At 68.2% G+C, this 15,069-nt stretch carries 11 protein-coding genes and 1 riboswitch; of the genes, 7 read left to right on the top strand and 4 right to left on the bottom strand.

The window, feature by feature from the left end; translation table 11 throughout:
- Positions 1-5: 5 nt before the first annotated feature.
- From Aco03nite_RS10315 to Aco03nite_RS10290, 6 genes are all read left to right on the top strand, one after another.
- A complete protein-coding gene (locus Aco03nite_RS10315) occupies positions 6-842 on the top strand; it encodes an ABC transporter ATP-binding protein (RefSeq protein ID WP_203794638.1) in 837 nt (278 codons plus the stop codon).
- Complete coding sequence (locus Aco03nite_RS10310) at positions 839-1,630, top strand: ABC transporter permease (RefSeq protein WP_203794636.1); 792 nt, start codon at positions 839-841, stop codon at positions 1,628-1,630. Before Aco03nite_RS10315 ends, Aco03nite_RS10310 begins: the two co-directional genes overlap by 4 nt.
- Positions 1,627-2,742, top strand: coding sequence for a sensor histidine kinase (locus Aco03nite_RS10305; protein ID WP_239145043.1), 1,116 nt, complete (start codon positions 1,627-1,629; stop codon positions 2,740-2,742). The genes Aco03nite_RS10310 and Aco03nite_RS10305 overlap by 4 nt, the downstream gene beginning before the upstream one ends.
- Positions 2,739-3,356: a response regulator gene (locus tag Aco03nite_RS10300; protein ID WP_203794635.1), complete on the top strand. Its 618-nt coding sequence runs from the start codon at positions 2,739-2,741 to the stop codon at positions 3,354-3,356. Before Aco03nite_RS10305 ends, Aco03nite_RS10300 begins: the two co-directional genes overlap by 4 nt.
- Positions 3,357-3,522: 166 nt before the next feature.
- Positions 3,523-4,230: a collagen-like domain-containing protein gene (locus tag Aco03nite_RS10295; RefSeq protein WP_203794633.1), complete on the top strand. Its 708-nt coding sequence runs from the start codon at positions 3,523-3,525 to the stop codon at positions 4,228-4,230.
- A 266-nt stretch (positions 4,231-4,496) separates the two neighbouring features.
- Positions 4,497-4,575: riboswitch (cyclic di-GMP riboswitch) on the top strand.
- Between the two features lie 15 nt (positions 4,576-4,590).
- Entirely contained in the window at positions 4,591-7,965 is a 3,375-nt protein-coding gene (locus Aco03nite_RS10290) for a Calx-beta domain-containing protein (RefSeq protein WP_203794632.1), read from the top strand.
- Between the two features lie 58 nt (positions 7,966-8,023).
- Here the strand turns inward: Aco03nite_RS10290 and Aco03nite_RS10285 are convergent, their stop codons facing one another.
- Genes Aco03nite_RS10285 through Aco03nite_RS10275 form a run of 3 tightly spaced genes read right to left on the bottom strand, consistent with a single transcriptional unit; the run spans position 8,024 to position 12,332 of the window.
- Positions 8,024-9,994 carry an ABC transporter ATP-binding protein gene (locus Aco03nite_RS10285; RefSeq protein WP_203794630.1) on the bottom strand — a complete coding sequence of 657 codons (1,971 nt, stop codon included), beginning with the start codon at positions 9,992-9,994 and terminating at the stop codon, positions 8,024-8,026.
- The gene (locus Aco03nite_RS10280) at positions 9,991-11,730 is read right to left on the bottom strand and encodes an ABC transporter ATP-binding protein (protein ID WP_203794629.1); all 1,740 of its coding nucleotides are present in this window, start codon (positions 11,728-11,730) and stop codon (positions 9,991-9,993) included. The genes Aco03nite_RS10285 and Aco03nite_RS10280 overlap by 4 nt, the downstream gene beginning before the upstream one ends.
- Positions 11,724-12,332: a TetR/AcrR family transcriptional regulator gene (locus Aco03nite_RS10275; RefSeq protein WP_203794627.1), complete on the bottom strand. Its 609-nt coding sequence runs from the start codon at positions 12,330-12,332 to the stop codon at positions 11,724-11,726. The genes Aco03nite_RS10280 and Aco03nite_RS10275 overlap by 7 nt, the downstream gene beginning before the upstream one ends.
- A gap of 87 nt (positions 12,333-12,419) precedes the next feature.
- Between Aco03nite_RS10275 and Aco03nite_RS10270 the strand changes: the two genes are divergently transcribed.
- Positions 12,420-14,075 carry an alkaline phosphatase family protein gene (locus Aco03nite_RS10270; RefSeq protein ID WP_203794625.1) on the top strand — a complete coding sequence of 552 codons (1,656 nt, stop codon included), beginning with the start codon at positions 12,420-12,422 and terminating at the stop codon, positions 14,073-14,075.
- A 15-nt stretch (positions 14,076-14,090) separates the two neighbouring features.
- Here the strand turns inward: Aco03nite_RS10270 and Aco03nite_RS10265 are convergent, their stop codons facing one another.
- Entirely contained in the window at positions 14,091-15,056 is a 966-nt protein-coding gene (locus Aco03nite_RS10265) for an Acg family FMN-binding oxidoreductase (protein WP_203794624.1), read from the bottom strand.
- Positions 15,057-15,069: the final 13 nt, after the last annotated feature.

The following is a 15,069-nucleotide window of genomic DNA, read 5'->3' as shown; positions in this document are numbered from 1 at the left end:
CAGGCATGGAAGCCATCGAGGTAACCGGACTTCGAAAGACATACAACGGACGCGACGCCGTCGCGGGCATCGACTTGGTCGTGGCCCGCGGCGAGATCTTCTCCCTGCTCGGCCCGAACGGCGCCGGCAAGACCACCACCGTGGAGATCCTGGAAGGCCACCGTCGCCGCACCGCCGGTGACGTGCGGGTGCTCGGCGAGGACCCGGGCAAGGCCGGCTCGGCCTGGCGCAGCCGGATCGGCATCGTGCTGCAGGACGCCGACGACGCCGCCGACCTGACCGTGCACGAGACGGTCCGGCACATCGCCGGGTTCTACCCGAGCCCGCGCAAGCCCGACGAGGTGATCGAACTCGTCGGCCTGACCGCCAAGCGCAACGACAAGATCCGGACTCTCTCCGGTGGCCAGCGCCGCCGCGTCGACGTCGCCCTCGGCATCGTCGGCAGCCCGGAACTGCTCTTCCTCGACGAGCCCACCACCGGTTTCGACCCGGAGGCCCGCCGCCAGTTCTGGGAGCTGATCCGCACCCTGGCCGGCGACGGCACCACCATCGTGCTGACCACCCACTACCTGGACGAGGCGGAGGCCCTCGCCGACCGGCTCGCGGTGGTGGCCGACGGGCGGATCGTCGCCGAGGGCACCCCGGCCACCCTGGGCGGTCGCGCCGCCAGCGAGGCCCGGGTGTCGTGGACCGAGGACGGGCTGGTGCGCAGCGAGCAGGTCGCCGACCCCAGCGACCTGATCCGGCACCTGGTGACCTCGGGCGCCGACCTCACCACGCTCACGATCACCCGGCCCACCCTCGAAGACACCTACCTCGACCTGATCGGAGCCACCCGATGAGCACCCTCGCGATGAGCACGTCCCGGGGCCAGGTCGAGATCAAGAGCTTCCTGCGGGACCGGACCGCGGTGATCTTCACGTTCTTCTTCCCGGCACTGTTGCTGCTGCTCTTCGGCACCATCTTCGGCAGCGAGTCGACCGACGGGGGAGTGGCGGTCAGCCGGATCTTCACCGCCAGCATGATCGCGTACGGGGTGATGACCACGGCGTTCGTGACGATGGGCACCGGGCTGGCGCTCGATCGTGAGGACGGCACCCTGAAACGCCTGCGCGGGACACCGATGCCCGCCACCGCGTACCTGATCGGCAAGGCCCTTCTGGTTCTGGTGTTGAGCATCGCCGAAGCGATCGTCCTGATCCTGGTCGGCGTGCTGGTCTTCGACATGCCGCTGCCACCCGCCGCGAACTGGCTCGCCTTCAGCTGGATCTTCGTGCTCTCGGTGGTCGCCTGCTCGCTGATCGGCATCGCGGTCAGCGGCCTGGTCAAGAACGCCCGCAACGCCGGCGCCATCCTCAACGTGCCGGTGGTGGCCCTGCAGTTCATCTCCGGTGTCTTCATCCACCCGATGAGCCAGCTCCCCGACTGGCTGGAGACCGTCGCGTCGATCTTCCCGGTGCGCTGGATGGCCCAGGGCTTCCGGTACGTCTTCCTGCCGTCCGACGCCTCGGCCCAGGAACTGGGCGGCACCTGGAATCTGGGTGGGGTGGCCCTGGTGCTCGGAATCTGGTGTGTGGTCGGATTGGCGCTGTGCCTGGTGACCTTCCGCTGGAGCAGCCGAGACAAGTGAGCACCCTGTTGTGGGAGGTCTACTTCCTGGTGGTCGCGGTCGCGCTGTCGATCGCGATCTTCCTGGTGGACGGATCGTCCCTGGCTCTGCTCGCGGTCCTCGGCATGGCCGTGCTGTACGTCGCCGTCGCCCGCTCGATGATCCTCAAGGACCGGCAGGGCACCCCCGCGCTCCTGGTCAGCACCGGTTTCCTGATCCTGTTCGGCGTGGCCGTCGCCGGGGCGCAGATCGCCACCTGGCTGATGTTCGGGGTCATCCCGCTGTTCTTCATGCTGGTGACCCTGCGGTCCGCGGTCGTCCTGGTCGCCGTCGCCAACGTGATCCCTGTCGTTCTGCAGATACGCCGCGCCGGCCTCGACGACATCGTCATCCACCTGGTCATCGCCGCCGTCTCCACCGCAGCCGGCCTGTGCATGGGCGTCTGGATCACCCGGATGGCCGAGCAGAGTTCCCAGCGCGCCGAGCTGATCGCCGAGCTGGAGGCCAGCCGCGCCGAGCTGGCCCGCCTCTCCCACGAGGCAGGTGTCGCCGCCGAGCGCAACCGCCTGGCCGGCGAGATCCACGACACCCTCGCCCAGGGCTTCACCAGCATCATCACCCTGGTCCAGGCGGTCGACCCGGCTCTTCGCGATGAACGGCTCGCCCTCGCCGTGCGGACCGCGAAAGAAAACCTGGCGGAATCCCGGGCCATGGTCGCGGCCCTCTCACCGTCGGCGCTGACCTCGGCTTCCTCACTTCCCCTTGCGGTACGGCGGGCCACGGTCCGCTTCACCGAGGAGTCCGGGGTGCCCTGCTCGTTCCGGACCACCGGCGACGAGCGCACCCTGCCGACCCGCGCCGAAGTGGTGCTGCTGCGCGCCGCCCAGGAGTCGCTGACCAACATCCGCCGGCACGCCGCCGCCCGGGAGGCGACGGTGGTCCTGGCCTACACCCCGTCCTCGGTGCGCCTGGTGGTCCGCGACGACGGCCGGGGCTTCGACGTTTTCAAAGAAGCCGGATTCGGCCTCACCGGAATGCGAGCGCGAGCCACGGAAGCCGGAGGCGCCCTGACCATCCGCAGCACCCCCGACTCCGGAACCACCCTGGAAGTGTCGTTGGAGGCCCCCGAATGATCCGCATCCTCCTGGTCGACGATCACCCCGTGGTGCGGATGGGCCTACGAGGCATGCTCGACGCCGAACCCGACCTGACCGTCATCGGCGAGGCGTCCTCGGGTGTGGAGGGCGTCGCACTGGCTCTCTCCGAGCGCCCCGACATCGTCCTGATGGACCTCCGCATGCCCGGAGGCGACGGCGTCGAGGCCATCGGTAAGATCCTTTCCACCACCACCGAGGTACGGGTGATGGTGCTGACCACCTACGAATCCGACCGTGACATCCTGCGGGCGATCGAGGCCGGAGCCGCCGGCTACCTGCTGAAGGACGCGTCCCCCGCGGAGCTGGCCGACGCGGTCCGCGCAGCCTCCCGAGGCGATACGGTCCTGGCCCCCAGCGTGGCGTCGACGCTGGTCCGCCAGGTGCGCCAGCCCGCCCCTCCGTCGCTGTCCGCCCGCGAGACCGAGGTGCTCCGCCTGGTGGCGGCGGGCCTGACCAACGCCGACATCGGCAAGCGTCTGTTCATCAGCGAGGCCACGGTGAAGACTCACCTGCTGCGAGCCTTCAACAAGCTGGACGTGGCCGACCGAACCGCCGCGGTGACGACCGCCATGCACCATGGCCTGCTCTGACCTCGACCAGAATATCCGTTTCGCTGAGATCGCCCATGCTTCGTTCCTAGGCTGTGGACGGCCCGGCCGTGTTCGCCGGTACCGGTGTCGATGAGAACGCACCGTGACCGGGTCGACAGAGGTCCACGGGCCCACGACTCACAATTCCGCAGAGGATGGAACAGTAATGAGACCACGTGTCCTGGTCACTTCGGTCGGTGCCCTGGGGATAGTGCTGGCCAGCACTTCCCTGACGTACGGCGCGAGCGCCTTCGCCGGCCCCGCCCCGGTCGCGGCGATCGCTCAAGCGCCGTCGGACATCAAGGTGTGTGTCAACAGGAAGAGCGGCGACATGCGCTGGGTTCCCGCCGGCACCACCCGCTGCAGGTCCGGCGAGAACCTGGTCTCGTGGGACGAGGAGGGCCCGAAGGGGCCCAAGGGTGCCACCGGCGCCAAGGGTGAGAAGGGGCAGGACGGCGCCGACGGCCCGCAGGGGCCCGCGGGCCCGGCCGGCACACCGGGGGCGGTAGGCCCGCAGGGCAGCCCCGGTGCGCCCGGCGTGGCGGGTGCGCCCGGCGCGGTGGGCCCCCCCGGTCCGGCAGGCCCGTCGGGGCCGACGGGGTCGACCGGAGCGATGGGTACGCCGGGACCGTCCAACCTGAAGACGAAGTTCGGCACGGCCGCCCTCGGGGACTCGGCCAAGCAGGTGACCTGTGACCAGGGCGTCGCTGTCGGCGGCTCCTATGGTTCGCTCACCGGCAGCGACAGCGTCACGGGCAGCAGCCAGGTGGTCTCGTCCCCGAACAAGTGGGAGTTCACCTTCAGCGGGAGTCTGAGCGCGGCAGTGAGTCTCACGGTGCTCTGCGCCATTCCGTCGGCGTCGCCCACTCCGTGATCTCCGGCGCGAGCCGGCATGTGAGGACGTCCGGGCCGGTTCATCCGTCGGCCCGGACGTTTTTGTCCCCGCCACCACCGATCTTCGGGTTGAGCGAGGCATTGAGGACGATTGCCAGCTATGTGAAGCAGTTTCAACCGAAAAAACCGTTCCGCCAGTAACCGCACGATTCGCCGGTTAGATTGCATTTGGCGCCGCCTCGCCCCGAGTGTGGGCGCGCTGAGGGCCGGTCCGAGATCCGGCACCCCCACAACCGCCTGGTGCGGTACCCGAACAGGCAAACCCGTCGCGAGACGGGGACGCAAAGCCAGGGGCCTCCCCACGGGAGGCAGCCCAGCCGCCGAAGGAGACAGGAAGAGAATGCGTCATCGACCAATCCAAACGGCGCCGCCGCACGAGCGGGTGTCGTTCACGCTCTGGGGACGCTCCCGCGTCCGGCAAGTCCTGGCAACTGCCACCGCCGCCGCGGTGGGCCTCATCCCGGCAGTCATGGTGGCCAACCCCGCCTACGCCAACGTCGACTTCCTGACGATCAGCGAAGCCGGCAACTGGGAAGGCAGCAAGCTCACCTTCACGCTGTCCTACACCGGCACCGGCGGCGCGGTGTTCACGCTCGACACGATCGCCGGCACGGCATCCGGTGCCGATCCCATTGCGTCCACGGACTTCAACAGCACTCCCAGCCGCACCTCGGTGAGCTTTCCGGGCACCGCGTCGAGCAGCAACAACACGGTGACCGTGACGGTCACTACCGCGAACGATGCGGACACGGCGGACGAGACGTTCTCTCTACGAGCGACGGACAGCCTCGGTAACACCAAGACCGGTCTCGGCACGATCTGGGCCGTCGCCAACGCCGACTATCCGACGTTCGCGATCAGCCCGGCCACCACGACGGTGGCCGAGACCGCGGCCACCACCAGTGGTGTCACGACCCAGAAGACGGTCAACGTCACCGCGACCCTCACCAAGGTCCTGCCGCACCCGTTGTGGATCCCGGTGGCCACCGCTGACGGAACCAGCGGAACCGCCACCAACAATGCGGTGTCGACCGGCGGCGAACTGCGCGACTACACGGCCCTGCCGGCGAACGCCGTCATCACCATCCCGGCGTACTCGTTCAGCGGCAGCATCCCGGTCGAACTGTACGACGACGCCGTCCACGAGATCGCGTCCAACCAGTCGTTCACCGTGAACGCCACCGGAACCGCGCCGATCCCGTCGACCACGCCGGGCACGACCGACAAGTCGACGATCAGCATCACCGACGACGATCCGGTCCCGGTGGCTACTCTCGGTGATGCCCCAGCGGTCGACGAGGGGGGCTACCTCGCCTTCCCGCTGACCCTGGACCGGCCGTCCGACGACCCGAACATGACCATCAAATACGCCACCTCGGACGGTGTGGTCCAGTCCGGATCCAATCCGGCCACCGCGGGCAGCGACTACACCGCGATCACCGCATCGAGCAACCCGCCGAACCCCGCGGTCATCCCGGCCTACTCGAAGAGCCGGACCCTGTCGGTGCTCACGCTGACCGACAGCGTTCTGGAGGGGCCCGAGAACGTCAAGGCGTCCCTGCTCTCGGCCGCGCCCAACGCGCCGGTCGGGGTCACGCTGGGGAAGACCACCAGCGGCTACGGCGTTATCAACGACACCAATTCGGGCCCGGCGATCACCGCCGACACCACGGCCGACCCGGGCAACGACGCCATCAACAACTCCGGCTCGTCGTTCCACGAGATGGACCGCGACGAGGCGGTTCGGTACATCGCGCTGTCGCTGCCGAGCAGCACCGGCCCATGGCAGCTCCCACTGACGGTCGATTACGCCTTCAAGGACGGCACCGCCACGAACGGGGTCGACTACAAGGGCACCGCCGGCAGCTTCACCATCCCGGTCGGGGCCACCTCCACGACGTGGAGCGCGAAAATCCCGGTGACGGTCGTGGGTGACACGATCCTGGAGGGCAACGAGACATTCCAGGTGTTGTTCACCAGCTCCACCAAGACGATCTCACCGAGCACCAAGACGATCTACCTCACCGAGAACGGTGAGGCCGACGCCAACCCGACCTGGACCACCAACGATATCTCCGTCGCTGAGGGAAACTCGGGCGCAACATCGGCGAAGGTACCGGTCCTGCTGAGTGGCCCGGCAGCCTCCGACGTGACGTTCAGCGCCACCTTCGGCTCGGACGGCACCGCCACCGAGACCGGTGTGAACTCCGGTGCCACCGCCGGTGACAACGACTACGATGTGCCCGCCGTATCCACTGTCACGATCAAGGCCGGCGACAAGTCTGGCTGGCTGCAGATTCCGATCAACGGAGACACCACCTACGAGCGGGACGAGTGGTTGAGCGTCACCTTCGCCACCACGAGCACTGCGGTGGACAGCACGCCGTCGGCCGCCAACCTCACCAAGTCGCGGGTGCAGATCGTCAACGACGACGCCAAGCCGACGGTCAAGCTGGACGAGATCGACGGCACCGAGGGTGGCACGATGCGGGTCAGCGGCACGCTGGTCGGTGTCTCGCAGTACCCGTACACGCTCGGCTTCGCGACCGGCCCGATCGGGGAGAACCCGGCCACGGTCGGCGTCGACTACGAGCTGCCGACCAACTTCGCCACCACCACGGTCAACATCACTCGTGGCCAGGAGAAGCTGACCGGCAACTTCGCTGAGATCTACCTCAAGCCGGACGACATCGACGAGCCGACCGAGACCTTCGGTTTCACGGTCAAGGAGGTGACGCCGTTCCTGCAGGGCTTCACCGACGTGACCGGCACCTACCGGATCAACGACGACCCGGCGGACATGCCGCCGGCCGCCTCGGTCCACGATGAGTCGATCAAGGAGGACGAGAAGTCGGTCGACGTCCACGTGGACTTCGCCTTCGACGCGAACACCAAGTCGACCACGCAGACCATCTCGATCCCGTGGTATACGGCGGACGGTACGGCGAAGGCCGGCGAGGACTACAAGGCCTCGAAGGGCGTCATCACCGTCAAGCCGGGCGAGCTCGAGGCGAAGGTCAACGTCGAGCTGATCGACGACAATCTGGCTGAGCGGGACGAGAACTTCTGGGTCAAGCTGGGCACGCCGCTCAACCCGATCGGCTCGCCGATCAAGAAGGCGGCCGGCGAGGTCACCATCAAGTCGGATGAGACGGTCAAGCCGGTCAAGCCGGTCCTGACGGTCAAGGGCCCGGCCAAGGGTGCCGGCAAGGTCTCCTTCGAGGGCATGGCGGGACCGTACGCCACCGTCGACCTGTGGGGGGCGCCTCTGCCGACCACCGACCCGACCAAGTTCAAGTGGCTCGCCAAGACCGACGCCGACGGCAAGGGCTGGTACGAGTTCAAGGACTGGTCGGTGAACCAGGGCTACGCGTTCGCGACAATGTCCGATGAGCTTGTCTCGGTTGTCAAGACGGTCAAGCTGACGCAGAACCCGGTTCTGGCTGTCAGCAGCACCAAGGGGAAGCTGACCGTGTCGGTCACCAGCAACCCGAAGTGGGCTGGTCAGACGGTCACCGTGCAGTGGTGGGACGCCAAGGCCAAGAAGTGGAAGAACGTCGCCACTCCGGGCAAGACCGCTTCCAACGGTGTCTACAAGGGCACCTGGTCGCAGAAGTCCGGGGCCAAGCTGAAGATCCGTGCCGAGGTCGGTGCGGCCGCGAGCATGGGCATCAACAGTGGCTGGTCCGTTGAGAAGTGGATCACCATCAAGTAAGGCCTGGTAGTACGAGACGGGGGCGGCCGACAGGCCGCCCCCGTTCCGTATGAAAAAGTCAGTCGAGTTCGACCACGGCCTGGGCGAACTGGGCCGAGTACAGGCGGGCGTACGCGCCGTCCGCTGCGAGCAGGGTGTCGTGGGAGCCCTGTTCGACGATGGTTCCGTTCTCCATCACCAGGATCACGTCGGCGTCCCGGATGGTGGAGAGGCGGTGGGCGATGACGAAGCTGGTGCGGCCGCTGCGCAGTGTGGCCATCGCCTGCTGGATCAGGACCTCGGTGCGGGTGTCGACCGAGCTGGTGGCCTCGTCCAGGATCAGGATGCTGGGCTCGGCGAGGAACGCTCGGGCGATCGTGACCAGCTGTTTCTGCCCGGCGCTGACGTTCGAGCCCTCCTCGTCGATCTTCGTGTCGTAACCGTCGGGCAGCATCCGCACAAATCCGTCGACATGGGCGGCCTCGGCGGCGGCGTGGACGGAAGCCTGATCAAAAACGGAAGCCCCGTACCCGATGTTGTCCGCGATGCTCCCCCCGAACAGCCAGGTGTCCTGCAGCACCATCCCGATGTGCGAGCGCAACTGTTCACGGGGCATCGTCGCGATATCAACCCCGTCGAGAGTGATCCGTCCGGATGTCACGTCGTAGAACCGCATCAGCAGGTTGACCAGGGTGGTCTTGCCGGCGCCGGTCGGCCCGACGATGGCGACGGTCTGGCCCGGCTCGACGGTCAGGTTCAGGTTCTCGATGAGCGGTTTGTCCGGTAGATAGCGGAACGAAACGTTCTCGAAGGTGATCCGCCCCTGTACGGCCGGCATCTCTTGGAAACCAGGCTCCGGCGACTGCTCGGCCGCGTCCAACAGCGCGAACACCCGCTCCGCCGACGCGACCCCGGACTGCACCAGGTTCGCCATCGACGCCACCTGGGTGAGTGGCTGGCTGAACTGCCGCGAGTACTGGATGAACGCCTGCACCTCGCCCAGCGTCAGCGTCCCGGACGCCACCCGCAGACCGCCGACGACCGCCACCAGCACGTAGTTCACGTTGCCGATGAACATCATGGCCGGCTGGATGAGCCCGGAGATGAACTGGGCGCGGAAGCTGCTGGCGTACAGCTTGTCGTTGTGTTCGCCGAAGACCGTGGACGCCTCGTGCTGCCGGCCGAACACCTTGACCAGGGTGTGCCCGGTGAACATCTCCTCGATGTGCCCGTTCAGCTGCCCGGTGACCTTCCACTGGCTGACGAACTGCGGCTGGGACCGCTTGCCGATCACGGTGGTCAGCCAGATCGACAGCGGCACCGTGACCAGGGCGATCAGGGCCAACAGCGGGGAGATCCAGAACATCATCCCCAGTACGCCGACGATCATGAGCAGGGACGTCACCAACTGGGCGAAGGTCTGCTGCAACGTCTGCGCGATGTTGTCGGTGTCGTTGGTGGCCCGGCTCAGCACCTCACCGCGCGGCTGCTGATCGAAGTAGGACAGCGGCAGCCGCCCGAGTTTCGCCTCCACCTGCTGGCGCAGGTCGTAGACGGCGGCCTGGACGGCGCGGGTGGTGAGCCGGCCCTGGAACACGCCGAAGAACCACGCGCACACGTAGATCAGTGCCACCCAGGCGAGCACCTGGCCCAGCCGGTCGAAGTCGATGCCCTGGCCGGGGGTGAAGTCGACGTTGGCGACCAGGTCGGCCAGGTTGTCCTGCCCGTCGGCGCGTAAACCGGAGACAGCCTGCTCTTTGGTCACCCCGGTCCGGAAGATCGGCAGCCGGCCGATGACCCCGCTGAAGATCACGTCGGTGCCGCGTCCGAGCATGTACGGGCCGAGCACGGAGAGGAACACGCTCACCGCACCGAAGGCGAGCGCTGCCCCCACGTACAACCGCTGGGGTTTGAGAAGTGTGAGAAGTCTCTTGGTCGAGCCTTTGAAGTCCTCGAGCTTCTCCGGCGGACCACCGGCCATCATCATCCGGGCCGCGGGTGGCCCGCCGGGAACGGGACCCCGGCGCTGCGGCGTTTCAGAAGAGCTCATCGGGTGCTCGCCTCCTCCGCGGTCAGCTGCGACAGGACGATCTCGCGGTACGTCGGGCTGTTGTCCATCAGGTCCTCATGGGTTCCGGTGCCGACCACCTTGCCGTCGTCGAGCACGATGATCCGGTCGGCGTCGCGGATGGTGCTGACCCGCTGCGCCACGATCACCACGGTGGCGCCGGTGATGTGCTCGGTCAGCGCCGATCGCAGCGCGGCGTCGGTGGCGTAGTCGAGTGCCGAGAACGAGTCGTCGAAGAGGTAGACCTCGGGCTGGTGCACGAGGGTGCGGGCGATCGCGAGCCGCTGCCGCTGACCGCCGGAGACGTTGGTGCCGCCCTGCGCGATCGGCGCGTCCAGCTGCCCGTCCATGGACTCGACGAACGTCTTGGCCTGGGCGATCTCCAGGGCCTGCCAGAGCTCCTCGTCGGTGGCGTCCGGGTTGCCGTACCGCAGGTTGGAACCGATCGTGCCGGTGAACAGGTACGGCTTCTGCGGCACCAGCCCGATCACCCGGGCCAGCAGATCGGGATCGATCTCCCGGACGTCCACCCCGTCCACCAGGACCTGGCCCTCGGTGGCGTCGAACAGCCGGGGGACCAGGTTGAGCAGGGTGGTCTTGCCGCTGCCGGTGCTGCCGATGATCGCGGTGACCTCGTTCGGGCGGGCGGTCAGATGTACCCCCGAAAGCACACCTGCCTCCGCGCCCGGGTACTTGAAGCCGACGTCCCGCAGTTCCAGTTCGCCGTGCCGGGCCAGGGTGGTGACCGGTTTCGCCGGCGGCGCCACGCTGGACTCGGTGCCGAGGATCTCCTCGATCCGCTCGGCGCAGACCTCGGCGCGCGGGACCATCATGAACATGAACGTGGCCATCATGATCGACATGAGGATCTGCATCAGGTAGCTGACGAACGCGGTCAGCGCGCCGACCTGCATGCCGCCGGAGTCGATCCGCAGGCCACCGAACCAGATCACCGCGACGCTGGAGATGTTCACCACCAGCATCACGGTCGGGAACATCATCGCCATGATCCGGCCGGCCCGCACCGACACGTCGGTCAGCTCGTCGTTGGCCACCCCGTACCGCTGCCGCTCGTGGTCGTCGCGGACGAACGCGCGGATCACCCGGATGCCGGTGATCTGCTCGCGCATCACCTGGTTGATCCGGTCGATGCGCACCTGCATGGACCGGAACAGCGGCCGCATCCGCACGATGACCAGGCCGATCACGGTGATCAGGATCGGCACCGCGACCAGCAGCAACGCGGACAGCGGGACGTCCTCGCGCAGCGCCAGCACGATCCCGCCGATGCACATGATCGGCGCCGACACCATCAGCGTGAAGGTGAGCAGCACCAGCATCTGGATCTGCTGGACGTCGTTGGTGGTCCGGGTGATCAGGGTGGGCGCGCCGAACTGGCCCACCTCACGGGCCGAGAAGCTCTGCACCCGGGTGAAGATCGAGGAGCGCATGTCCCGGCCGACGGCCATCGCGGTGCGCGCCCCGAAGTAGACCGCCACGATCTGGGCGGCGATCTGCAGCAGGGTGATGCCGAGCATGCCGGCGCCGACCTGCATGACGTAGCCGGTGTCGCCCTTGACCACGCCCTTGTCGATGATGTCCGCGTTCAGCGCGGGCAGATAGAGCGTCGCGATGGTCTGGAGGAACTGGAAGAGCACCACCAGACCGATCTCCTTCCGGTACGGCCGGAGATGGACTCTCAACAATTTGATCAGCACGTCGGGCTCTCCTTGATGTGGATGCCGTCCAGTAGCAACGCCGCCAGGTCGGCACCACTGAACGAGTCGGGCTCCCCGTAGGGCCCGAAGGTGTTGGCGCCGCAGAACATCAGCAGGAGGTGGGCAGCCCGGTCCGGTGCCACCCGCAGATCGGCCGCGTCGGGCGCGAAGACGTCCGCGACCGCCTCGCCGATCCGGGCCCGGTTGGCGGCCATCCGCTTGACGGTCTCCGGGTCCTGCTCCCCGACCATGATCATCTTTCGGGCCGCGTGCATCAGGTGGGCGCGCTCCAGGAAGCGCTTGTGCACCAGCTCGGCGGCGATGATCACCCGTTCGCGCAGTGGCCGGGAACGGTCGATCGCGGCCAGTGCCTCCAGCTCCGGCTCCGGGTCGAGCGCTTTGATCACCGAGCAGACCACCAGCTGGCTCTTGCTCTCGAAGACGCCGAAGATCGTGCCCTCGGCCACTCCGGCGGCGCTGGCTATCTGCCGGGTGCTCACTTCCAGACCGTGCTCGTGCAGCAGCGGGATGGTCGCCTCGATCAGGGCGGCCCGCCGTTCCTCCGGCTGCATCGCCGGGACGCGTTTGCGTCGTTGCTCCATGTGGTCGACTGTACTGAGTGAGTGCTCGCTCATTCAAATGAACAAGCCAGTCGAACCAGAGTGACGCCAGTGGCGTATGAAGAGAACGTGAGCACAACCAAGCCGTACCGCCGGGCCATCCGGCACGTGACCACGGGATTCGCCGCAGTGCTGGTGTTCCTCGCCCTGATCGTCCCCGACCAGATCACCCGGTTGCCGCCCGGAAATTCACCCTGGACGGCACTCCTGCGGATCCCGGTCGAGGCGCTGATCGCCGCGGCGATCCTGCTGCTGCTGCCGAAGAAGGGCCGCCGCGGCATCGTGATCGGGCTGGGCGTGGTGCTCGGGCTGCTCACCGTGATCAAGATGATCGACGTCGGCTTCTACGCCGTGCTGGCCCGCCGGTTCGACCCGGTGCTCGACTGGACCCTCTTCGACGACGGCTTCAACTTCCTCGTCGACTCGATCGGGCAGGCCGCCACCGTCGCCGCCGCCATCGGCCTGGTCCTCGGCGGGGTGCTCCTGGTCGCCGGGATGACCTGGGCGGTGCTCCGGCTCGACACCGTGATGCGCGGTCACCGGATCGGCGCCTGGCGGGGGATCGGCACGGCCGGCGTCGCCTGGGCGGTGCTCGCGGTGCTGGGCGTCCAGCTCATCGGTGGTCTCCCGGTCGCCTCGCACGCCGCCGCCGACCTGGCCGGGCACACCGTGATGGCCCTGCCGCAGAACCTCGCCGACCGCAAGAAGTTCGCCGCCGAGGTGCAGGTCGACAACTACCGGGACCGTGACCCGGACCAGATGCTCACCGCCCTGCGCGACAAGGACGTGATCATCGGGTTCATCGAGAGTTACGGCCGGGACGCGATCGAGAACCCGGCCTACAACGGCGCGGTCCTCGCCTCGTTGCAGGCCAACGGCGACAAGCTCAAAGCCGCCGGGTACGCCAGCCGCAGCGGTTTCCTCGCCTCACCGACCGCCGGTGGCGGCAGCTGGCTGGCGCACTCCACGTTCCTGTCCGGTCTCTGGATCGACAACGAGCAGCGGTACCGCAGCCTGGTCTCGTCCGACCGGCTCACCCTGACCCGCGCGTTCGCCCAGTCCGGGCACCGGGCCGTCGGCGTCGAACCGGGCATCGTCTTCGCCTGGCCGGAGGGTGGCTTCTACGGCTACGACCACATCTACGACTCGCACACGCTCGGCTACAACGGGCCGTCGTTCAGCTGGTCGTCGATGCCCGACCAGTTCGTGATGTCGGCGTTCCAGAAGCTGGAGTACGGCAAGGCCGACCGGGGCCGGCTGCTCGCCGAGATCACCCTGACCTCCAGCCACACCCCGTGGTCGCCGGTCCCGTCGATGCTGGACTGGAACGCGGTCGGTGACGGCAGCGTCTACGGCCCGGTCGTCGCGAGCGCCGAGAGCACCGCCAGCGTGTGGAAACACGACGAGAAGATCCGCACCGAGTACGCCCGGTCCGTCGCGTACTCGATCGACAGCCTGCTCGGGCACCTGACCGAGTACGGCAACGACGACACCGTGCTGGTCTTCCTCGGCGACCACCAGCCGGCGTCGGTGGTGGTCGGCACCGAGGCGACCAAGGACGTGCCGATCACGATCATCGCGAAGGACCCGAAGACCCTGGACCGGATCGCCTCGTGGGGCTGGACCGACGGCCTCAAGCCGGACCCGGCCGCCCCGATCTGGCGGATGGACTCCTTCCGGGACAAGTTCCTCGCGGCCTTCGGCCCGGAAGGCGACCCGCACTGACCGGTTCCGGCGGCATCACGCCACGTCGATGACCTGCCCGGCCGGGAGCCGGGGGGTCTTCGGCGGGGCCGACGTCGCCGGGTCGAGGGTGCCCAGCCGCACCGCGAGGTAGGGGAAACCGACGTCGCCGAGCATCCGGCGCAGCGTCTGCCGGGTGAACGGGATCTCCACCGGGCCGCTCAGTGGCAGCAGGCTCACCGCCTGCTCGGTCGCGGCCAGCCACAGCCGGCTCAGCGCTTCGCCGCCGCGCAGCCAGTCCTCGGCCTCGTCACCCTCGCCGTAGAGCACCGCGTACGTCGCCGCCGCGTCGTGCCCGTCCCCGGCCGGAAGGGTGCCCGTGGTGTGGAAGTCCCGCTCGGCCACCGTGGTCAGCGGCACCTCCTCGGGCAGCACCGACGCCGGGATGCCGGTGCCGTCCGGCCGGTCGCCGCCGGCCCAGGCCGCGGTCTCCGCCGCGATCCGCTCGTCGCCGTCCTCGGCGTGCTGGGCCCGGTCGGCCGCGACGGCCAGCGCGAGCACCTGGTCGCGGCCGAGCACGTGCAGGCGGGCGCCGTTCTGTTCGGTCACCTTCACCAGGTGGCGCAGGGTGTCCTCGGGCACCTGCTCGTCGGTGACGGTGCGCCGGTCGGTGCGCCGTACCTGCAGCATCTGGAAGTGCCGGGTGGCCTCCGGGGCGACCGGGATCCGCTCGACCGGGCGCAGCACCGCGAGCGGTTCGCCGGCCGGCCGGTCCACCTCGTGCCGCCAGCCCTCGGCGTCCAGCGCCACCCGGGCGTGGTGCAGGGCGGTCCCGCAGCTCAGCAACAGCATGTGCCCACCCGGGTCCTGCTCGTGCAACTGCCGCTCGGCGACCCCGAAGAGTTCCAGCCGATCGCCCTGGACCACCCAGCGCCAGGGCTGCGTGTTGTGGATCGACGGGGCGAACCGTGCCGCGTCCGCCGCCTGGACCAGTGCCCGCTTGACCTCGTCTTTCTCGTTCATACTCCGATCGTGC

The sequence above is a fragment of the Actinoplanes couchii genome, assembly GCF_016862075.1.
Taxonomy (GTDB): Bacteria; Actinomycetota; Actinomycetes; order Mycobacteriales; family Micromonosporaceae; genus Actinoplanes; species Actinoplanes couchii.
The sequence above is the reverse complement of the archived record's forward strand: the minus strand, read 5'-3'. Positions and strand labels throughout refer to the sequence as shown.

What these genes read in the sequence shown, in the direction of transcription:
- Aco03nite_RS10315 (WP_203794638.1), top strand. Translation starts at nt 6, where the DNA reads ATGGAAGCCATCGAGGTAACCGGACTTCGAAAGACATACAACGGACGC.
- Aco03nite_RS10310 (WP_203794636.1), top strand. Translation starts at nt 839, where the DNA reads ATGAGCACCCTCGCGATGAGCACGTCCCGGGGCCAGGTCGAGATCAAG.
- Aco03nite_RS10300 (WP_203794635.1), top strand. Translation starts at nt 2,739, where the DNA reads ATGATCCGCATCCTCCTGGTCGACGATCACCCCGTGGTGCGGATGGGC.
- Aco03nite_RS10295 (WP_203794633.1), top strand. Translation starts at nt 3,523, where the DNA reads ATGAGACCACGTGTCCTGGTCACTTCGGTCGGTGCCCTGGGGATAGTG.
- Aco03nite_RS10290 (WP_203794632.1), top strand. Translation starts at nt 4,591, where the DNA reads ATGCGTCATCGACCAATCCAAACGGCGCCGCCGCACGAGCGGGTGTCG.
- Aco03nite_RS10285 (WP_203794630.1), bottom strand. Translation starts at nt 9,994, where the DNA reads ATGAGCTCTTCTGAAACGCCGCAGCGCCGGGGTCCCGTTCCCGGCGGG.
- Aco03nite_RS10275 (WP_203794627.1), bottom strand. Translation starts at nt 12,332, where the DNA reads ATGGAGCAACGACGCAAACGCGTCCCGGCGATGCAGCCGGAGGAACGG.
- Aco03nite_RS10265 (WP_203794624.1), bottom strand. Translation starts at nt 15,056, where the DNA reads ATGAACGAGAAAGACGAGGTCAAGCGGGCACTGGTCCAGGCGGCGGAC.